This window comes from Streptomyces sp. NPDC001373 (assembly GCF_042895815.1).
In the GTDB taxonomy this organism is placed as follows: domain Bacteria; phylum Actinomycetota; class Actinomycetes; order Streptomycetales; family Streptomycetaceae; genus Streptomyces.
Genome location: NZ_JBIAWQ010000006.1, coordinates 193,734 through 213,160, shown reverse-complemented (window position 1 = coordinate 213,160; position 19,427 = coordinate 193,734). Strand labels below are relative to the sequence as shown.

At 72.0% G+C, this 19,427-nt stretch carries 18 protein-coding genes and 2 pseudogenes; 9 read left to right on the top strand and 11 right to left on the bottom strand.

Annotated elements, in window-relative coordinates; genetic code table 11:
- Positions 1-19 precede the first annotated feature (19 nt).
- A complete protein-coding gene (locus ACFY15_RS16400; RefSeq protein ID WP_390825663.1) occupies positions 20-904 on the bottom strand; it encodes a glycosyltransferase family 2 protein in 885 nt (294 codons plus the stop codon).
- Between the two features lie 776 nt (positions 905-1,680).
- On the opposite strand from ACFY15_RS16400, the gene ACFY15_RS16395 reads away from it, so the two are divergent.
- On the top strand, positions 1,681-1,869 hold the full coding sequence (locus tag ACFY15_RS16395) for a hypothetical protein (protein ID WP_390689474.1): 189 nt from the start codon (positions 1,681-1,683) through the stop codon (positions 1,867-1,869).
- Between the two features lie 129 nt (positions 1,870-1,998).
- On the opposite strand, the gene ACFY15_RS16390 is transcribed toward ACFY15_RS16395, so the two are convergent.
- Complete coding sequence (locus tag ACFY15_RS16390; RefSeq protein WP_390689473.1) at positions 1,999-2,292, bottom strand: DUF1330 domain-containing protein; 294 nt, start codon at positions 2,290-2,292, stop codon at positions 1,999-2,001.
- A gap of 132 nt (positions 2,293-2,424) precedes the next feature.
- Positions 2,425-2,559: pseudogene (locus tag ACFY15_RS16385) on the bottom strand (carboxymuconolactone decarboxylase family protein); the annotation flags it as partial.
- 68 nt (positions 2,560-2,627) lie between these two features.
- Between ACFY15_RS16385 and ACFY15_RS16380 the strand changes: the two are divergent.
- Complete coding sequence (locus ACFY15_RS16380; RefSeq protein ID WP_390689472.1) at positions 2,628-3,035, top strand: winged helix-turn-helix transcriptional regulator; 408 nt, start codon at positions 2,628-2,630, stop codon at positions 3,033-3,035.
- 18 nt (positions 3,036-3,053) lie between these two features.
- Here the strand turns inward: ACFY15_RS16380 and ACFY15_RS16375 are convergent, their stop codons facing one another.
- The 3 genes from ACFY15_RS16375 to ACFY15_RS16365 all read right to left on the bottom strand — a co-directional run bounded on the left by ACFY15_RS16375 (position 3,054) and on the right by ACFY15_RS16365 (position 7,211).
- Positions 3,054-3,677, bottom strand: a complete 624-nt coding sequence (locus ACFY15_RS16375) for a class I SAM-dependent methyltransferase (RefSeq protein ID WP_390689471.1) — start codon at positions 3,675-3,677, stop codon at positions 3,054-3,056.
- 282 nt (positions 3,678-3,959) lie between these two features.
- On the bottom strand, positions 3,960-5,513 hold the full coding sequence (locus ACFY15_RS16370; protein ID WP_390825662.1) for a hypothetical protein: 1,554 nt from the start codon (positions 5,511-5,513) through the stop codon (positions 3,960-3,962).
- A 345-nt stretch (positions 5,514-5,858) separates the two neighbouring features.
- Positions 5,859-7,211: a cytochrome P450 gene (locus tag ACFY15_RS16365; RefSeq protein WP_390689469.1), complete on the bottom strand. Its 1,353-nt coding sequence runs from the start codon at positions 7,209-7,211 to the stop codon at positions 5,859-5,861.
- Between the two features lie 671 nt (positions 7,212-7,882).
- On the opposite strand from ACFY15_RS16365, the gene ACFY15_RS16360 reads away from it, so the two are divergent.
- Positions 7,883-9,175, top strand: coding sequence for a cytochrome P450 (locus tag ACFY15_RS16360; protein ID WP_390689468.1), 1,293 nt, complete (start codon positions 7,883-7,885; stop codon positions 9,173-9,175).
- Positions 9,176-9,279: 104 nt separating this feature from the next.
- On the opposite strand, the gene ACFY15_RS16355 is transcribed toward ACFY15_RS16360, so the two are convergent.
- Entirely contained in the window at positions 9,280-10,527 is a 1,248-nt protein-coding gene (locus ACFY15_RS16355; protein WP_390689467.1) for a cytochrome P450, read from the bottom strand.
- Between the two features lie 293 nt (positions 10,528-10,820).
- Between ACFY15_RS16355 and ACFY15_RS16350 the strand changes: the two genes are divergently transcribed.
- The gene (locus tag ACFY15_RS16350) at positions 10,821-11,699 is read left to right on the top strand and encodes a methyltransferase domain-containing protein (protein WP_390689466.1); all 879 of its coding nucleotides are present in this window, start codon (positions 10,821-10,823) and stop codon (positions 11,697-11,699) included.
- 296 nt (positions 11,700-11,995) lie between these two features.
- Positions 11,996-12,769 carry a glycosyltransferase family 2 protein gene (locus ACFY15_RS16345; protein WP_390825661.1) on the top strand — a complete coding sequence of 258 codons (774 nt, stop codon included), beginning with the start codon at positions 11,996-11,998 and terminating at the stop codon, positions 12,767-12,769.
- 171 nt (positions 12,770-12,940) lie between these two features.
- On the opposite strand, the gene ACFY15_RS16340 is transcribed toward ACFY15_RS16345, so the two are convergent.
- Entirely contained in the window at positions 12,941-13,633 is a 693-nt protein-coding gene (locus tag ACFY15_RS16340; RefSeq protein WP_390825660.1) for a TetR/AcrR family transcriptional regulator, read from the bottom strand.
- A 94-nt stretch (positions 13,634-13,727) separates the two neighbouring features.
- Here ACFY15_RS16340 and ACFY15_RS16335 point away from each other — a divergent pair, with 94 nt between their 5' ends.
- From ACFY15_RS16335 to ACFY15_RS16320, 4 genes are all read left to right on the top strand, one after another.
- Positions 13,728-14,771 (top strand): aldo/keto reductase, encoded by a 1,044-nt coding sequence (locus ACFY15_RS16335; protein WP_390688334.1) that lies wholly within the window; start codon positions 13,728-13,730, stop codon positions 14,769-14,771.
- A gap of 388 nt (positions 14,772-15,159) precedes the next feature.
- Positions 15,160-15,654: an SRPBCC family protein gene (locus ACFY15_RS16330; RefSeq protein ID WP_390688333.1), complete on the top strand. Its 495-nt coding sequence runs from the start codon at positions 15,160-15,162 to the stop codon at positions 15,652-15,654.
- Between the two features lie 135 nt (positions 15,655-15,789).
- A complete protein-coding gene (locus ACFY15_RS16325) occupies positions 15,790-16,584 on the top strand; it encodes an inositol monophosphatase family protein (protein WP_390688332.1) in 795 nt (264 codons plus the stop codon).
- 36 nt (positions 16,585-16,620) lie between these two features.
- Positions 16,621-16,866, top strand: coding sequence for a hypothetical protein (locus ACFY15_RS16320; RefSeq protein ID WP_390688331.1), 246 nt, complete (start codon positions 16,621-16,623; stop codon positions 16,864-16,866).
- Positions 16,867-17,247: 381 nt separating this feature from the next.
- Here ACFY15_RS16320 and ACFY15_RS16315 read toward each other — a convergent pair whose 3' ends face one another.
- From ACFY15_RS16315 to ACFY15_RS16305, 3 genes and pseudogenes are all read right to left on the bottom strand, one after another.
- Complete coding sequence (locus ACFY15_RS16315) at positions 17,248-17,760, bottom strand: DUF1203 domain-containing protein (protein WP_390688330.1); 513 nt, start codon at positions 17,758-17,760, stop codon at positions 17,248-17,250.
- Positions 17,761-17,855: 95 nt separating this feature from the next.
- Positions 17,856-19,094 (bottom strand): GNAT family N-acetyltransferase, encoded by a 1,239-nt coding sequence (locus ACFY15_RS16310; RefSeq protein WP_390688329.1) that lies wholly within the window; start codon positions 19,092-19,094, stop codon positions 17,856-17,858.
- 151 nt (positions 19,095-19,245) lie between these two features.
- Positions 19,246-19,404: pseudogene (locus ACFY15_RS16305) on the bottom strand (ArsR family transcriptional regulator); the annotation flags it as partial.
- Between the last annotated feature and the right edge of the window lie 23 nt (positions 19,405-19,427).

Sequence of the window (19,427 nt, the reverse complement as noted above, 5' to 3'; positions counted from 1 at the left end):
GGCATGTGTCCTGCGGGCGTCATACGAGGGGTGGGCGTCCGGCGGCGGTCAGGCGCAGGACGGTGCGCCACTTCATCGGCCGGCGCTCCTGCCGACGGCGACCCGCCCACCCTTCGCGGAAGCCGCGCAGGGACTCCTGTGCGCCGCCCCCGCGCACCGCCCGCAGGGCGGTGGCCGTGGTCCAGACGAACAGGTACGCGGGGATGAGCGGGGCCGGAAGATTCCGGTAGGCGACCCAGACGCGGTTGCGGGCGGCGAGCCGGCGGAAGAGGGCGTGCCGGGTGGGCTGGGTGAGGGGGTGGTGCATGCGGATCCCGGCGGCGTACCAGCCCGTGTGCCCCTGGTCCCAAAGGCGTTGGGCGAGGTCGAGGCCCTCGTGGTAGAGGAAGAAGGCGTCCGCCCAGCCCCCGGCTGCGTCGAAGGCGGTGCGGCGGATGAGGACGACGCCCTCGGTCATGGTGGTGATGGTTCCGGGCCGCTCCGGGTGGCCGGAGCGCAGTCGTGGGATCCAGCGGCGTGGGGTGGTGGTGTCGTCGGGCCCGGTCAGGCGGGGCTGGACGTAGGCGGCCCGTGGGTGTTGCTCGGCCTCGGCGACCAGGCGGGCGAGGATGTCCGGTCGGGGGAAGGTGGCGTCGTTGTCGAGGAAGAAGAGGTACTCCGCCGGTCGCCCGTCCTGGGCGAGGGCATGCGCGCCGACGTTGCGGCCGGCGGGGATGCCGAGGTTCTCCGGGAGGGTGAGGGCCCTGGCCGCGGTGGGCACGATGGCCGGGGTGCAGCCGTTGCCGACGACACAGATCCGCAGGTCGACGCCTGTTTGCGCGAGGAGAGTGGCCTGTGCCGCGGCCTCCTCCGCCGGGCGGTCGTTCAAGGTCAGCAGGACGACATCGACGCAGGGCAGGGGCACGGTGTCCTTCTCGGGAGCGGTACCCGTGCGCGCGGCCGGTTTCGGCCGGGCCCGGGCGTTCGTGAGGTCGGGGTGGGCACGGGGTGCCGGTCGGCTGTTCGGCCGCCGGGCGAGACGCGGTGAGAGTACGGGACGGCCGCCGCGGTGGCGGCGGGACCTTCACCCTACGTCTTCGCGATCCGGACGCGGCACGGATCTCCGGAGCCGGCGCGGGGGTGGTGCCCCGGATGTTCCGTAGGTCGGCGAACTCCGTGGGCGGCTCGGGCCCGGGGCGCCGGAGGCGTTCCTGGGAGGCGGCCGCGGCTCGCCCGGGTGCCGGGCGAGCGCTCGGGCGAGGGTGGTCTTGCCCCTCGCCGGCGGGCCGCTGACCACGGCCGGAGTGGGGCGGATGCGCACGGGTGGACTCCGAGGGCGTTGAGGCGGATGGGGCGGCCCCTGTTCTTCAGGGTGCCGCCCCGGGGCCGGACGGCCATGAGGCTTCTTCGACCGCGCCATGGCCCGCGTGCAGGAACTGGGCGGGACGGTCACCGCCTGCGCGGAGGGCTGCGAGGACTCCCTCAAGGTCTACGCCGAGTACAGCAACCCGCCGGCCTGAGTCGAGGCCATCGCGCATGGTCACCGCATGGTCGACCCCACGCAACAGCGCCGGCTGCACTTCACCGCATTTCACCCGGATGGCGTACAAGCTTTCGCGTCGAAGGTGTGACCGGATCAGCCTGGCCTCACTGAGGTCTCCACCGCCGTGTCCCGTGATCACCGACCTTCCGGGAGGCGCCATGGTCGTGACAGCCCTGCTCCTGTCGCTCATGGTCCTGCTGATGCCGTTCGGACTGGACGCCTTCGAGAACTTCCTGTTCCCCCGGCCCTCTGCCTCCGATCCGACGGAGGCCCCCCAAGGACCCCTGCCCGAAGCTCCCGAACACGAAGGGCAAGGTGTCCGGTACGACCTGCCCGGAACCATCTGATGCCTTCGGGGCGTCCGGAGCGGAGAGCCATCCGGAACCGGGTGATCGAACCGGCACGGGTGTAGATCGCCTCCAGCGTCTGGTTCTCCACGATGGTGGATCTTCAGTGACGATCCGACTGGACCTCGGTCAGTCGATGCCTTCGACGATGCGAAAGTCGCGCTCGACAGCGTCGGAGAGGGCGACCAGCGCCTCCTGGTAGGCCGCACTCTCGCGCGCCGCGACGGCCTGTTCGAAGCTGTCGAACTCGATCAGGATGGTGCGCCCGGCGATGCCGGCGTCATGCGCCACGACCCGACCGTCACGGGCGAGGACCCGACCGCCCCCGGCCTTGACGGCCGGACCGGCCAGCTTGTCGTAGGCAGCCAGCTTCTCGGGGTCGAAAATGGTGCGGTAGACGCTGACCCAGTAGCCCTTGGGCATGGAACCTCCAGTGTGGGGATGAGTGCATCTGACGTAGGGGTTGGTCTCGGACGGGCGTCGGCGGGCGCCGCGGTGGTGCAGGCGCTGTCGTCGGGGGAGAGGTGGCCGGGGCCGTGCCCGCGGCGAGGATCAGGCCGGCTCCGGATCGCGGTGCGGTACGCGGAACGGTGCGAGTGGCTCGTGCGGCACACCCGGCGGCATCCATCGGCGGAGCGCCCGGTCGACGTCGGCGGAGTGGGGCGGGGTGAGCGGTTCGGCGCGTGGCATCTCGGCACCTCCTGCTTCGATTTTCGAATCACTATGATGCTTCGAGAACCGAAGCGCAAGGAGTGGGTATGGAAGCCGGAGCGCCACGTCCGGGTGTGCCAGTGCGGGGGTCCGCATCGGGTCGTCCAGTGATGGCCGCACTCGACCTGCTCGGACGGCGGTGGACGATGCGGATCCTGTGGGAGCTGAGTCAGGCTCCGGCCGGCTTCCGTGAATTGCAGCGCCGATGCGAGCGCATGTCCTCCAGCGTGCTCAGCACCCGGATCGAGGAGCTGTCCGGCGCCCGCCTGCTCGCCCTGGACGGCGACGGCTACCGCCTCACCCAGCTCGGCCGGGATCTTGTCGAGGCGCTGAACCCGCTGGATGCCTGGAGTCGGCGTTGGGCCGAGGAAATGGGTCTCCAGTCGGGGCAGCCGGTGCTCCGGGTTGGTCAAGGTGCCCGTCCAGGCGGTGATGCGGACGACGGCCGTCGGTGACGACGGCGAGCGCACCGGTCAGGGCATGGCCGTCGGCCGCTTCTCGACGGCCCGGGTGTCGGTGTCGGTGTGGCAGGGGCCGCGCAGGACCAGGAAGACCAGCCCGTCCGCGTCCAGCCGCTGCGCTGTCTCCCAGCCCGCGCAGGCCAGGGCGATCTCGTCCTCGTCCAGGGCGATGCCACGCCTCTCCTCCGGCGTGTTCTGCGCCAGCGGGGTGATGACGACGAGCGCGCCGCCGTCCCGCAGTCGCTCGCCCAGCCCGTGCACAATCCGACCCCGGTCCCTCAGGAAGGGGTACACCAGCCGCATCACGATCAGGTCGTATCCCTCCGCGTGCAGTGGCGCCGGGTCGTCGTGCTCGATGTCCAGCTGCAGCCAGCGCACCCCTGCGATGTCGGCATGCTCCTCGCGGGCCCGGGCGACCGCACTGCCGGCGAAGTCGCACGCGTCCACGGCGTATCCGAGATCGGCCAGGCAGACGGCCAGCTCGCCGGTACCGCAGCCCACCTCCAGGGCCCGGCCGCCGCCGTCCGGGGCAGGGGCGTGTTCGGTGAGGAGTTCCCGTTCGCGCCCACCGAGCTGCCGGAACCCCTTCCCGTCGGCGTAGTGCTGCTCCCACTGGTCGCGGGCGACGTACGTCAACGTGCTGCTCCTCGTGTTCGGCGGTGCGGTCGTCAGGGGCGTTGTGCGGTGCCCAGCCGGGCCAGGGTGCGCAGGCGGCGCTCCGCCATGGGCCTCCGTCAATGCGTTCCCCCCTCGTGGACGGGGTGATGGCATCGGCCTGTTGGTACGTGGTCAGGTAGTCCGCCCGGGCGGGCACGATCCCCCAGCCCCGGCAGGGGCCCTGACCGTTCGGCCGACGCGTTGTGCGGATCGGTCGAATCCGTGGCCGTGCCGGGGTCCGGCCTGCTCGTGGCCGCCGGGCTATGGGGTGCCGGCCGCCGGGGGCGGGCAGGGCAGGGGGCAGGTGAGGGGACAGGTGAGGGGATGGACGCGTTCGGTGAGTTGCCCGGTGAGGTGGGTGTCGGTGAGCGCGGCGTCGGTGAGCCAGTCGGCCGCGGTCAGCTGGTCGACGTGGTGCTGCAACTCGGTGGAGTCGAACGGCACCCATGCCGCGAGGGCGTTCAGAGCGATGCCCCCGCCATCGGGACCGAGACGTCCCGAGGTGTCGGTCTGGGTGGCCAGGGTCAGGGCGAGCAGGCGGGTACCGGCGGTGGCCTTGGTCTTGCGGAGTCTCTTGTCCGAGATCGCCTTCTGGGCCCAGCCGGAGAGCTTGGGGCGCGTCTTCCTGCCGAACGTGAACGGGGCCGTCCCGTCCTCGCCGGGTGCCAGGGAGGGGACGGTGATCGGAGTGGCGTTCTCCGGACGGGAGGCGAGCAGGTCCCCGGCAGTGCCGGGAAGTCGCAGCCAGCCGCAGCCTGTCAGCTTTTCGACCAGGTCCACCGGGTCGGTCAGGCCCAGCGCGGTGAGGTCCTGGCCGACGAGGTTGCCGGAGCCGGTGTTTGCGGTGCGCAGGGTCAGCATCAGTACCAGCAGTCGTCCTTCCGGGCCGCGCAGCGGGGTGTGGCCGGCCACGTGCGCGAGGACGGACCGCGCGTGTTCCCACTGCTCCGGGACGGTCAGGTGCCGGGCCACGGCCGGGCCGTCGGTGGTGGCGATGCTGCCGGTGCGCTGTTGGTGCTGGAGGCGGGTGGCGACGGCGGCCTGTTCGGCGCGCCGGGCCTCCCATCGCAAGGCCCCTTCGCTGGTGACGTCGGCCCAGGTGGTGAAGGCACGGGCCTTGCGTTCCTGGAGGTCGGCGAGCAGCGCCAGGTCGGGCTGGTCGCGCTGTTGGTAGGCCCGGAAGAGGTCGCCCAGTTCGATGAGTTCGTCGCGCAGGGCGACGGGCCGCAGATCGTGGGGGATGACCCGCCGGGCGATCTTTGCCTGCGGTGGGCGGTGCCGCACGGGTGTCGAGCGCGGCGCGGGGACCGAGTCGGTGACGACCTGCTGCCCGGAGAACTGCGGCGTGCCTGCGCCGGTGGCCTGAGGGGCGGGGCAGTTGGCGGGCCTGGGGGGTTGGGAAGTGACGGTGGTCCTCGCTCCGGGGGTGGCGGCCGCGCACCGGGAACAGCACTCCATCGCCTGCCACCAGCGCCCTTCCCGGTCGGTGATCACGGCCAGGACGACGGCGCCGCCGCACCGCCAGGGTTCGGCACGTGCGCGCCCGGTGTCGGGCAGATGGGTGTGGCAGCCCGCGGCCCGGCATGCGCAGTAGGCCTCGGCTCTTGGGGCGGGGGCGGCGTGCAGGTGGGCCTTGAGGTGGGCGACGGCGGCGGCACGGCCGGCGGCCGCGGAGGGATGGCGCTGCTCGGTGCAGGCGGGGCGGCTGCACGTGATGCGTACCGCCGCGCTACCCCGGCCGGCGGCGTCCAGCCGCACTGTCCAACGGCGCCCCGGCACCCGTTCGTCCAGTTCGCTCACCGCTGCCTGCGTCATCTCGGCCTTCCTCCCGTCCTGTGGACTTCGATGCTCGCCACCGTAGGGGGCGTGGGGGCTCTGGCGGGTGAAGTCGCCCCTGTGGCGCAGCAGTCCGTCAGGATGTCTGCGGGGTCGGGGTGCTTGCTGGGTTCGCGTCGGCCGGGGTGAGCAGCCGGCCGCGGATCACGAGCGCGTCGGAGGCTGTGTGGAGCCGGTCGGCGGCGAGCGCGGCCAGGCGCGGGTGCTACCGACCGACTCGTTCGCCATCGGCCGCCGGTCTCCTCTTCGGTCTCCGGAGGCCGCGCCGCGGAACCTGCGTCGTGGACAGGGACGGCACGGCGCGACCGGAGAGCCCTGCTGGTGCTACGTCCGTGGTGTGACGATCATGGGAACGCGGTCTGCGTGCGCCACGGCGGACGCGACCTCCTTCGGCGTGTGACCGGGCACGGGGGTGAACTTCCAGCGAGCGAGCCAGGTGGCCAGGGCGATGGTCGCCTCCGTGTAGACGAAGGTGTCGCCTATGCACTTGCGGTTCCCGGCCCCGAACGGCAGGTAGGTGTCCCGGCCGATGCCCGCGGCGGCCTGACGTTCCGGCAGCCAGCGGTCCGGGTCGAACCGGTCGGGGTGCTCGTACACGTCGGGGTCGCGGTGGACGGCGTAGAGGCTGAACGCCACCTCGGTGCCCTCCGGCAACTCGACGCCGGCCAGCCTGACAGGAGCGATGGTGCGGCGCATCAACATGGTCACGCCGTGCATGCGGACCACCTCGTCCAGGACCCGGCGGATGGCGGGCAGGCGCGGAACGTCCTCGATCGTCACCGGCCGGTCGCCGACGACCTCCTGAATCTCCGTGACCACCAGCTTCTCGACCTCGGGATGGGTGGCCAGCTTGTGGAAGGCCCACGCGAGGGTCGCGGCCGTGGTCTCCGCCCCGGCGAACAGAATGGTGCTGAGCTCGTCCCTGACCTCGACGTCCGTGAGCCGGGCGCCGCTGTCGGGGTCCTGGGCGGAGAGCAGCAGGGACAGCAGGTCACCGTGGTCGGTGTGTCCGCTCCGGCGGGCTGTCGTGACGACCTCGTCGATCACCCGGCGCAGCGCGGTCGCAGCGGTGTCGAAGTCGCGGTTGGCCCGGATCGGCAGGCGGTCCAGGATCCTGGGCGAAGCGGCGCGGATCAGCAGGTTCTTCAACAGCACGGGCAGGTGTTCCCGCACCGCCTTCACAGCCGGCAGGCCGATGTCCGTGGAGAACAGCGTCGAGGCGAGCGTCTCGATGGCGTACTCGGCCATCGCCTGCTCCATCTCGACCTCGTCGCCCGGCTGCCAGGAGTCCGCCAGGACGAGGGCGTTGCGGCTCATGGTCCGGGAGTACCCGACGATCCGGTCGCGGGCGAACATCGGCGCCATGAGGCGCCGGTGCTTGCGGTGGAGTTCCCCGTCCGAGGTCGATATCCCCTCGCCCGCGAGGGGCTTCAGCCGCTGGAAGAAGCGGCCCTTCTCGAACGACCGTGCATGGGTGGTGGTGATTTCGTGGACGAGCCGAGCGGTCGTCGCCACGTACATCGGCATGGTGCCCACATCCACCCGGACCAGGTCTCCCTGAGGCCTCAACGAGCAGAAGAAGCGGAGTGGATCACGCCACAGGTGCATGGCGTGCCCGAGGAGGGGCAGGCCGCCACGCGCCCGCGGAACTGACTGAAGTGCGTCGACAGTCGACATGACAAGTCCTTCACTGGGGACGGCTGTTGCACGGTTCGTGCCCGGCCGTCAAGGGATCCGGGGGAGGCGCACCGCCCCTCCGATCGCTCGGCATGCTCGATGAGCTGGCCTTACTCTGCCGGATCCCGCCAGGAGCGCCAGAAGGCAGAATCGGGGTTTCCGGTGCGCTGAACGGTTTGAGGTGACCGGCGGACGCCGCCCCACCTGCGGTTTTGTGTCACCGCGGACGGTGATCGCGGGGTTGCGTTGCAATGATCAGGTTCGCTGAGAACGCAAGACGAGGTGGCCTGGATCGAGAAGCGCGGCGACATCCACGGCCGTGCCCGTTCTCCTCGCCGTGCGCCCGGCCGTGCGCCGGTCGTGCGCCGGGTTCGAGGACCCTGCCGAGCCCTCGCGCAAGGAGCCTTCAGCCTCTGCTCACAGGACAGTTGGAAGCGCGCGAGGGAGACGGCCGCGCCGGTCGGCCGTTTCCGGGCCACGGATATGCTGCGATCGCTGTTACCCGTATGCGTCGGCCTGACCAGCCCCATCGATGCATCGCCTTGGTCAGTGCCGGCACCGCCCCGGAGGCTTTTTTGAGCACATCACCGCACCACATAGGACTTCCGCATGCCTCTGTGCCGCCGCCGGAGTGTCCCGCCCACGCGTTCGGCAGTGGACGTACGCGACTGATGGAGTCCGACGTTCCGCCGCAGGAGCTGCACGAGCAGCTACGCGAGGCGCACGGCCCCGTCGTCCCGGTGCTCCTGCCCGGGGACTTGGAGGCGTGGCTGGTGGTGGGGTACCAGGAGATCCAGTACGTGCTCCGGAACACCAACCAGTTCTCATGCGACTCACGGCACTGGAACGCCGTCAGGGAAGGGCGGCTCGGGCCCACCAACCCCCTGCGCCCGGTCACCGAGTACCAGCCGCTGATCGCCTTCACGGACGGCCAGGAACACGCCCGGCTCCGGAGTGCCGTCACCGACGGCCTCGAACGCTTCAACCGGCAGGGCATCCGCCGCTACGTCACGCGCTACACCCACCAGCTGGTCGGAAACTTCGCCGCCACCGGCAGGGCCGATCTCGTGGCCGACTTCGCCGAGCCACTGCCCGCCCTGGTCCTCGGCAAGCAGTTCGGTGTTCCGTCCAAGCAGGCCATTCCACTGGGATGGGCCGTACGCGACATGGTGCGGGGCACCGACAGCGCGCTGGAGAGCAACCGGTTCATCACACAGATCATGCGCGAACTGGTGCGTGAGAAGCGGGCGAAGCCCGGGAGCGACTTCGCCAGCTGGCTCCTCGCCCACCCGTCCGGCCTCAGCGACGTGGAGGCCGAGGAGCACCTGCGTCACGCCATGGTGGCCGCGGTGGAGAACACGGTGAACCTCACCGCCAACGTGTTGCGCGTGGTCCTGACGGACAGGCGCTTCCGTGGCAACCTCGCCGGCGGGCAGATGACGCTGCCCGACGCCCTGGACCACGTCATGTGGGAAGCACCCCCGCTGACCCTGATCCCGAACCGCTGGGCCACCGAACCCGTGTTCCTCGGGGGTCAGCACATCCAGTCCGGAGACATGGTCATGGTCGCCCTGGCCGCGGGAAACCGGGATCCGCAGGTCCGGCCCGACCTGTCCGTCCCCATGCACGGCAACCGTGCCCACCTGGCATTCGGCGCCGGCCCGCACCAGTGTCCGGGTCAGGACATCGGGCGCACCATCGCCGACACCGGCATCGACACCCTTCTGGCCAGCCTGCCGGACATCGAGCTCGCCGTGCCGGAGGCGGAGCTGCCCATCGAGTTGTCCTTCATCTCCAGCCCCCTCGGAGCCCTGCCCACCACGTTCCGGCCCCGCCCCTCCGCACAGGCCCAGGCGAACGGCCTGCGTTCCTCTGTGCCCGCCCCTCGGGCGCCCGAGCACACGGCCTCGTCCGCACCGCGCCGCCGCACGTGGTGGGCGAACCTGTGGGGCCGGCAGAGCTGACTCCCGTCGCGCCACGGGGGGTCGGACCGCCGACGGTCCGACCCCTGTAGCCACGAGTCGCTCACGGGGGCTGCCCAGGCAGGCACGGGGAGGCCGATGACGATCTACGCGGACCGCGCCCCGACCGCCGGCTGACGGATCACCAGGTGGGCGAGGACGGCCTGCGGTCCATGGATCGGGATCGAGGGGATGCCCTCGGGCCGGGCGGCCAGCGACACGTCGAAGCGCTCGAACAACCGCTCCAGCGCGATGGTGGCCTCCTCCCGCGCCAGTGCCGAGCCGAGGCAGTGGTGCACCCCGTGCCCGAAGGCCAGGTGGGTTCCAGCGGTCGGGCGGGAGGGGTCGAACTCGTCGGGACGTTCGTGCTGCCCGGGGTCCCGCCCCACGGCGTAGGTCGCCACGAGAACCGGGTCCCCCTTCTCGATCGTCACCCCGCCGATCTCGAGCCGCCGGGTGGCGTACCGCATCAGCGCATGGCGCACGGGCGGATCGTGCCGCAGGGTCTCCTCCACCACCGCGTCCCAGCCCACCTCTCCGGTCCGCACCGCCTCCACCACGGCAGGGCGCTCCGCCAGGCGGTGGATGGCGCTGGCCAGAAGGTTGATCGTCGTCTCGTGTCCGGCAACCATGAGGAGGAAGAGCGTCTGGACGAGCTCGTCCTCAGTGAGGCGGTCTCCCTCCTCGCTGGCCTCGATGAGCTGCGTGGTCAGGTCCGGTCCGGGATTCTCCCGCTTGTCGGCGATCAACCGGGCGAGGACCCGGTCGATCTCGGCCTTGGCGGTCGGGATGTCGTCAGGGTGCTCGGGAGGCGTGACCATCTGCTCGAACGCCGACCGCAGCCCGGCCACGATGTCCGTGGGCACACCCAGGACGGTGCAGATGACGCGAATCGGCAGCGGTGCCGCGAACGCCGCACGCAGATCGATCGCCGTCCCGGGGCCGGCAGACAGCAGATCCGCGAGCAGCTCGTCGGCGATCCGCTGGATCTCAGGCCTGAGCTCGGCGACGGACAACCGCTTGAAGGCCGCGCTGACCAGGCCGCGGTGACGCCGGTGCGCCTCACCGTCCTCGTGAAGGAATCCGCCGCCGGCGACCACGGGCAGCAGAGGCCAGCTCATCGGTATGGACCCCTCGGCGAACGCCGGCCAGTTCAGCGGGTCCTTGGTCAAGTCCTCGTGACGCCGGAACACCTCACGAGCCGCCGCATGCTCGACTGCCGCCCATGCGGCCACCGCGGGCTCGCCCGGCAGCTGCACGGGGACGACGGGGCAACCGCGAGTGCGCAGCTTCCGTGCCTCCTCGGCAGGGTCGGCGTGCGGGTCCAGACTGAGGACGGGCTGAGACAGGTCCAACGGAAACCCTCCAACGGGTAACGGTTCGGATGACGGGCCGCTCTGCTCCGAACGGCAGTGACAGTCTGCCAACTGATCGCCACCTCACCGAGCCTTGAACAGGTGCTGAAGGGAACAAAGTTCAGGACGCGCTCCGGCTTGGCAGGTATGGAAGCGGGCGAGGGTGAATCACCTGGCCACGCCGCTCGAACGTGGCCGTCCGGGTCCGGCCACCCGTCTCCGGCGGTCGGACCGGGCGGCCGCTCGCTACCGTCGTCGTGGCGCCGGTGGCCGGGAAGGCCGACCATGGAGTCATGACCTCCGCACGCCGCACGCCGCACGCCGATGGCCGACCGGACCCGTTGGACGGGACTGCCGCGCTCGGGGCAGAGTCCCCTCCCGCCCGCGGGTACCTGCTGGACAACGCGCGCGCCGAGGCGGGCGAGCGGTTCGTCTGGCTGGCCGAGCTGTTCGACGGTGTGACGCGCGGGCACTTCGACCGACTGGGGATCGGGGCCGGCTCGCGGTGCTGGGAAGTGGGCGCCGGTGGGCCCGGTATCCCGGAGGCGCTCGCGGCGGCCGTCGGTCCGACCGGGCACGTGCTGGCCACGGACATCGATCCGTCGTGGCTCAGGGCAGGCGACGGGTACGAGGTGCGCCGGCACGACGTCGCCGCTGATCCGCCCCCGGAGCCGGGGACGTTCGATCTGGTGCACGCCCGGCTCGTGCTGGTCCATGTACCCGACCGGGCCCGCGCGTTGGCCACGATGGCGGCGGCGCTGCGGCCCGGCGGCTGGCTGCTGATCGAGGACGCCGACACCGCCCTGCAGCCGCTGGCCTGCCTGGACGACAGCGGCCCCGCCCAGCGACGGGCCAACCGGCTGCGCGACGCGGTCCGGGAGTTGCTGGCGCGCCGCGGCGCGGACCTGCGCTACGGCCGGACCCTGCCGAGGGCCTTGCGTGAGGCCGGCCTGGTGGATGTGGCTGCGGCGGGCTCCTTCCCGGTCGGCGGGCCGGCCTGCGACCGGCTGGAGGCGGCGACCATCCGGCACGTACGCGGCGAGCTGCTCGCAGCCGGCCTGGCCGACGACGCCGAGATCGATGCACACCTGGCCGCCGTCCACGCGGGCGAACTCGATCTGACGCTCGCGCCGCTGATCTCGGCCTGGGGACGCCGGCCAGCCGATGTGTGATCGGATCGAGCCGCCGATGCCGGCCGGTCCGGTCCGGTCCGTGCAGGGCGGCGGAAAAGCGCCGGACGGCCGGCCGGCGGAGGGCGCGGCCCCCACGTGGGAGTCGCCGACGGCGAGCCGCCGGACACGGTCCGTGTCCGCGTCGTGGCCGACGACGCGGTGCCCGGCCTCTGCGGCGCATACCGCCGGGGGAGCCTTGAGCGGCCCTGACCAGCGACAACGACCTGCGTGGCAGCTCCTCCTCGATTGCGGTGCTTGAATGGACCGTCGTTACTGGTCTGACAAGGAGAAGTGCTGTGCCCCTGGTGTCTGTCGTGATGCCCGTCTACAACTCGGCAGCGACCCTCGGTGCGGCCGTCCGGTCGGTGCTCACCCAGACCCACAGTGATCTGGAGCTGCTGGTCACCGACGACCAGTCCTCCGACGGCTCCATGGACCTGCTCCGCGAGTTCGCCGAGCGGGACGAACGCGTCCGGCCGGAGCGGGCCCCCGAACAGGGCGGTGCAGGCCGGGCGCGCAACCTCGCGATCGAGCGGGCCCGCGGGGACTACATCGCCTTCCTCGACAGCGACGACATGTGGCTTCCGGAGAAGACCGAGAAGCAGCTCGCCTTCGCCGCGGAGGCCACCGCGCCGCTGACGTTCACCTCGTACTTCAAGATGGACGCCGACCACGCCGGCGAGAGCACCGAATGGGTCCCGAACGGCCGGGTGGTCCGTGCGCGGGAGCACGTGGACTACCGCGCGATGCTGGTCCGCGACCACATCGGAGCCCTCACCGCCATGTACGACCGCAAGGCCCTGGGCACGAGGCTGATGCCGGAGATGCGCAAGCGCCAGGACTACGCCCTGTGGCTGTCGATCATGCGGGACGGCGCCGATGCCAGGGGCCTGGCCGAACCGCTCGCTGTGTACAGGGCCCACCAGGCGGGATCGTTGTCCTCCAACAAGATCTCGCTCGTCCGGTACAACTGGGCGCTGTACCGCGAGCACGAGCATCTCTCGGTCCCGCGGGCGACGCGGGCGCTGACCGGCGCCGTGTGGCAGTCGCTGCGCAACTCGCGCATCTAGTCCCGTACTCCGCGGGTGGTCTGGTGCCGCGTCAGGCGGCGCCTGCCCAGTCCTCGGCCGGCGTCCTCACGGACCTCCATCGCTTTGTGGATGTGCCCGGGGCGGGCGCGGCAGTACGTGTCCTTCGGCGCGGTCGGAGTGGCCCGCAGGGGACGCGCGCCGAGCCGGCGTTCACGGGGTCCGTACGAAGGCGCCTGCGCGGGCCGCCGCGACCGCGGCCCCGGCCGCCCGTCGGGCCGCGGCCTCGTCCAGCGGGGCGCCGGTGGTCAGCAGTCGGTAGTACAGCGGGGCGGAGACGGCCCGTACCACCTCGGCGGCGTCGGTGTCCTCGGGCAGCTCCCCCCGTGCGACGGCCTCCTGGACGCAGGGCGCCCATTCGGCGACCCGGGCCTCGTAGAAGCGGTGCAGGGCCTCGGCCGTCCGGGCGTCGCCCGTGGCGGCCGCGAGGACGGCCTTGAACAGGGGGCCCTGGCGCGGGTCGGTCAGGGTGCGCAGGACGAGGCGGGCGTTGCCCAGCAGGTCCTCCTCCAGCGAGCCGGTGTCGGTGCGGGGGAGCGACTGCTCGGCCATGTCCGTCAGCAGGTCGGCGACCAGGCCGGCCACGGTGCCCCAGCGCCGGTACACGGTGGTCTTGCCGGCCTCGGCCCGCCGCGCGACCTCGGCGAGGTCCAGGCCGTGGAAGCCCTGCTCGGCCAGCATGTCCCCGGCCGCCTCCAGTACGGCGGCCCGCACCCGGGCCGTCCGGCCCCCGGGGCGCACGGTCCCCGGCTCGGCGGCCCCGCCCCCCGCGGCCCCTGCGGCCCCTGCGTTCTCGACGTCGCGCGAGTCGTCGGCAGGCGTCGGGGCATCACTCGGCAGCGTCATAACGGGTCCCTGGTTCCATTAATCGCGATCGGCTGTTACGTTGGGGCCATCTTAATGGGTCCGCGATCCCATTACCGATCGGGAGGAGTCCGTCATGGAATACAGGCAGCTCGGTGCATCCGGCCTCAAGGTCCCCGCCCTCGGCTTCGGCGCCGGAACCTTCGGCGGCCAGGGCCCCGTCTTCGGTGCCTGGGGCACCACCGACGCCCAGGAAGCCCGCCGGCTCGTCGACATCTGCCTCGAGGCCGGCATCACCCTCTTCGACACCGCCGACGTCTACTCGGCGGGCGCCTCGGAGGAGGTCCTCGGCCGGGCCGTCAAGGGACGACGCGACCAGGTGCTCATCTCCACCAAGGCGGGGCTGCCCACCGGCGACGGCCCCGGCGACCACGGCACCTCCCGCTCCCGCCTCGTCACAGCGGTCGAGGACGCCCTGCGGCGGCTCGGCACCGACCGCATCGACCTGTTCCAGCTCCACGGCTTCGACGCCGCCACCCCGGTGGAGGAGGTCCTCTCCACCCTCGACCAGCTCGTCCGCTCCGGCAAGGTCCGCTACACCGGCGTCTCCAACTTCGCCGGCTGGCAGCTCATGAAGTCCCTCTCGGCCGCCGACCGGCACGGCTTCCCCCGCTACGCGGCCCACCAGGTCTACTACTCCCTCATCGGCCGCGACTACGAGTGGGAGCTGATGCCCCTCGGCCACGACCAGGGCGTCGGCGCCATGGTGTGGAGCCCCCTGGGCTGGGGCCGCCTCACCGGCAGACTCCGCCGCGGCCGCCCGCTGCCCGCCGGAAGCCGCCTGCACGCCACCGCCGACTACGGCCCGCCCGTGGACGACGCCCACCTCTACGACGTGATCGACGCCCTCGACGAGATCGCACAGGAAACGGGCCGGAGCATCCCCCAGGTGGCCATCAACTGGCTGCTGCGCCGCCCGACCGTCTCCACGGTCCTCATCGGTGCCCGCGACGAGCGGCAACTGCGGCAGAACATCGGCGCCGCCGGCTGGGAGCTGACCGCCGAACAGACCGCCCGCCTCGACACCGTCAGCCACCGCCCCGCGCCGTACCCGTACTTCCCGTACGAGCGCCAGGAGGGCTTCGCCCGCCTCAACCCCCCGATGACCGCCCGCGACTGACGCACGGGACGGCCGCCTTCGGCCGTCGCAGGGTCCTGCCCGCCACCCGGCCGCCGACCTGATCGGTGCCTTCGCGCCGGCCACTGCTGCCCGCTCGACGGGTCGACTGGGATCTCGTGGACGGTCTTGCGTGCGACAGTCGGCACGTGTCACTCGTCTGGAGTCCTCGGGCTGTGCAGACACCACGTTCGGCATGACGCTGGAAGCCAAGCGCATGGGGCGGCCGGAGCGACGACCCGGTGCGCCGGGTCCGCCCGTCGAGCCGAGGAGCGGCCGGGCTCCGGCGCAGCGCGCCTCGCAGGTGCCGACTGCCTGCCGCACGTCCTCGCCCCGGGGCAGGCCCGTGACCGGGGTGCCTCCATGCTGCCCTTCCTCCAGGAGCGTGACCATGGCCCGGAACCGCCGTCTCATCCTCAGCTCGCCGTCCGAAGTCTGGGACCTGCTGTCCGATGGCCACCGCTACGGGGAGTGGGTGACGGGAACCCGGCAGGTCCTGGCCGTGGACCCGCATTGGCCGGACGTCGGCGCACGGCTGAAGGTCCGCGTCGGCGCCCTCCGCCTCACCCTTGACGACACCTGCGTCGTCCGCATCTCCGAACCCCTGCACCGCCTGCAACTGGAAGCGAAGGCAGGACCCTTCGGCGCGGCTCGCATCGCCATGCAGCTGCTCCCGTGGGGCGAGCACACCCTTTTCACCCTCGACTGGCACCCCCTCCGCGGCCCCGGTACACGGATGCACGGCCTCCCCGTGGACTACGTCGTCGCAGTCCGCAACGGCATGATGCTCACGAAGCTGGCTCGGATCGCGGTGCGCGAGCACGCTGCGCGCGGCCCGGGCGGCCCGACGTCAGGAATGGCCAGAACGTCTTCGCCCCGAACGTGACGGCGCCGGGAACAGCCGGTCGGCTCGGTGAGTGGTCCGGCGCCGACGACGTCACCGTCGAAGCTCGTCCTCGCCTCCGGTGCTCTGACCGGGAAGGTACGCCGGGCGGGGCTCCGCCTCGGTAGTCTGCACGGCATGATCGACTCATGTGCGAGTTCCGACGATGCCGCAGTCGCGATAGCCGGGGCGCGGGCCGGCGCGGACGTGGTCCGCACCATGTACGGCCGGCGACTCGACCGCATCGACAAGGGTGCCGGGGACTTTGCCACCGCCGCCGATGTGGAGGCCGAGCAGGCGATCCTCGGCATCATCCGTGCCGCGCGGCCCGATGACGCGGTGCTCGGCGAGGAAGGCGGCCGGCAGGGCGCCGCCGACGCTGTGCGCCAGTGGTTGGTGGATCCCCTGTGCGGCACGCTGAACTACGCCGTCGGCAACATGCTGGTGGCCGTCAACGTGGCGCTGCGCGACGGAGCGGCGGCCGTGGCCGATCCGTTCAGCGGCGAGGTCTTCTTCACCGACGGGGAATCCGCCTGGGTGCGGCATGACGGGGCCGACGACGCGGTGCTGGCGCCCACGCCCGCCACCCGGTTGGTGGACGTCAACCTGGATCCGCCGTTCCCGGGTGCGCCGGAATTCCGGGCCGTGGACCTGCTGGCCCACCCTGATTTCATCGATCGTTTCCGGCCGCGCGTCGTGTCGTCGACGCTGGCGCTGGCCTGGGTGGCTGCCGGCAAGCGCGCCGCGTACGTCACCGATGGCGGCGACCTCTCCGGGAGCGTGCACTTCGCGGCCGGCATCGCTCTGTGCCGGGCCGCCGGCTGCACCGTCACCGGTATCGACGGTGCCCCGTTGGGCGAGGCAGGCCGTGGGCTCGTGGTCGCCGCCGACGATGAGACCCACGGGCTGCTGATGTCGATGATCCGCAGCTGAAGCCAGTGCGCTGACCGCAGGGGTTCCGCCGGGTACATGCCCGGAGTCGGACACCACATGTGGAACGGCCTCGACGACAACAACGACCGGGCCGTCGCCGTCGTCACCGCGTTCCTGCAGGACCAGCCCGCACCCCTGCCGGACTACCCGACCCGCGCCGAGATCCCCGCAGCGGTGCGGTGGCGTACCTGTGCCACCCACCGGCAGCCCTGGCGTGTCGTCAGTCCGGCCGAACGTGGGAGTCGCCCAAGAGGACGCGGCCGGCACCGGACCGCGATGTGATCGAGCTCGGGGCATGGGTGCCACTGCCGGAGCGGCGCTCGATCGGGTCGCGGGGAGTGGCTGAATTCGTGGGCCGGCGCGCACCGCTCTGGCTCAGGAAGATTCTCTGCGGCGGACACCGGCGTGGGACCGAGCCAGCCGAGCGCCGTGGAACAACTACCGCGGCCGCATCGGGGAGCCTGGTGAGGCTCTGACAGCGTGTCCTGGTCCCGGCGCGAGGCGACCGCGGGAGACGCCGAGGAGGCGGCCCGCATCGTCCGGCGGCCGGGATCTCCTCGTGCGGCCGGCCCCGCGCGCCGCTGCGATCCGGCCGCCACCACGGCCTGCTTCGCCGGGGCCGGCTTCACGGAACCTTCTGGGGGCTGCCGGACTGAGCCCCGATCAGGGCCTGCGCACCTCGTACAGGAAGCAGCCGTACTCCACTGCCCGTACGTGTACGAGGGCGACGTCGGGTGAGGCGAAGGCGGTGCGCAGGGCCTGGTCCACGGCCGCCTGTGACTGGGTGGGATCGTCCGGCAGTCGTACGATCGCACCACCGGTGATGTGGCCTTCGCTGCTGTAGCGACGGAATGCGCGCAGTGCTCCGGTCTCGGCGAACGGATGTCCGGAGACCTGATCCGGCCCCTCGCACCGGTCGGTGTGGATGAAGACGGGGCCGGTTTCGTCGTAGGCTCCCGGGTCGCCGCCCACCTCCGCCGCCCACCTGCGCAGCGGAGCGTACGACACCAGCGAGATCCGCTCCCCGGCGCGGCCACGCCGCAGACAGCAGCGCAGAGGTGCCCCTGTCGCGTCGTGCGCGTAAGGGCCGGGAACGACGCCGGCGTCGTCGCGGTCGCGGAGCTCCCGGAGCACGTGGGGAGTGATGGCCGACGGGCGGTGGGTCAGTATGGTCATGCGCTCAGACTGCTGGGCGCAGTCCGCAGATGCTGGCCGAAATCCGACCACACGCTCGATCGGCGGTGACGGGACGGCGACGGCGCACCGCCCTGTCAGAACCAGTGCAGGCAGTGCGGGGAGCGCTCGGTCCGGAACAGGGTGTCGGCGAGGGCGGCCGCGCCCGGGTGGTGGGCCCTGATGTGCCCGGCGCGTACGAGGGTGCTCGGGGCGGTGCCGCCGAGGTAGACCGAGGCCAGGTCGCTCACGTCCAGGGACAGGTCGGGCTCCCGGTCCGTCGGGACACAGTCGGCCTTGCCGTTCCGGACGGTCAGCAGGTGCCGGCCGTGCTCGCCGAGGAACCGGTCCTCCACGTCGAGGACGATCTCGCCGTCCGCGAACCAGCCGCGCGCGGTCAGCGCCCCCGGGACGTCCAGCAGTCGTACCCAGAGCCAGTCGCCGGCTCCCGTCACCTCGCCGCCCCGGAAGTCCTCGAACTGCCAGCGCAGCGGGTGGTCGGTCGGGACGTGCTTGAAGGAGACCTGGTTGACGAGGTCGTGCTCGAGCAGGAACCGGGCCAGGGCCGTGTGGACGGCGTCGTCGGCGGTGATGATCTCGTCGACCTTCATCGTCCTCGACGCTCCGGGCTCGATCGTGTAGCTCGCGTACCCGTCCGGGACGCCGTCGGCGTCCCGGTGGAGGGCGACGTACCGCGGCGCGGGCGAGATCGGGGGCTGTCCCGCGCGCAGGGACCACCAGCGGTGCGGGCGGGACAGCGCGCCGGGCTGTGAGCGGCGGTACCGGTCGTAGACCTCCTCCAGGACCTCGCCGCAGGCGCTGCTCCGCACCACCTCGATCGAACCGCCCGCCGTGCCCGTGACCTGTTCGTCGTTCCCGCCGCGGGCCCGGGGAACGGCGAGGGCCGCCCGGTGGCGCGGCACCGTCAGCCCCGCCGTGTACGTCGCCGGTCCGTAGCCGAACCTGCGGTAGATCAGGGCCTCCGAGGCCAGCAGCACGGAGAGGAACTCCCCGCGGGCGCGCAGCTCGGCGAGCTGATGCCGCATCAGGGCACTGAGGGCGCCCCGGCGCCGATGGGAGGGCAGGACGCCGACGGCGGTCACCCCGGAGACGGGGACGAGGGTCTCACCGGGCAGGGTGAGCTCGAAGGAGTACGCACCGGCGGTGCCGACGGGCTTCCCGTCCGCCGTCACCGCGAACAGGCACCGGTCCATTTCGAGCGCCGACCACCACTGCCCGCCACCGTCGACCGGGGGTTCCGGGTAGAACCCGAACGCGGCGAGCATCGTGTCGACGAAGACGTCGAAGTCCTGGTCGGTCGTATGACGGATCTCCATGTGCGCCGCTGCCCTTCCCCCGGATACCGGCAACGCCGCTCGCGCTGCCCCGCCACAGTGCAACGCCCACCCGCAGCCGGGTCAACCGAATTACGCGCCAGACCGGCATGCACGCGGTTCGTCCGGGTGCACGTGCCTACCGCCGCCGCTCTCAGCCCGTACCGGCGACCAGTGCCTCGCCCAGCGGGGTGCGCCGGTAGAGCACCGACCGACCGGACCGGGCGCGGACGAGCAGCCCTGCGCCCCGCAGGATGGCGAGGTGGTCTCCCACCGCGCCGGGCGCCGTGGCGAGGCTCCGGGCGAGGTGGCTGGCCCAGTGGCTACCGCCCGCGT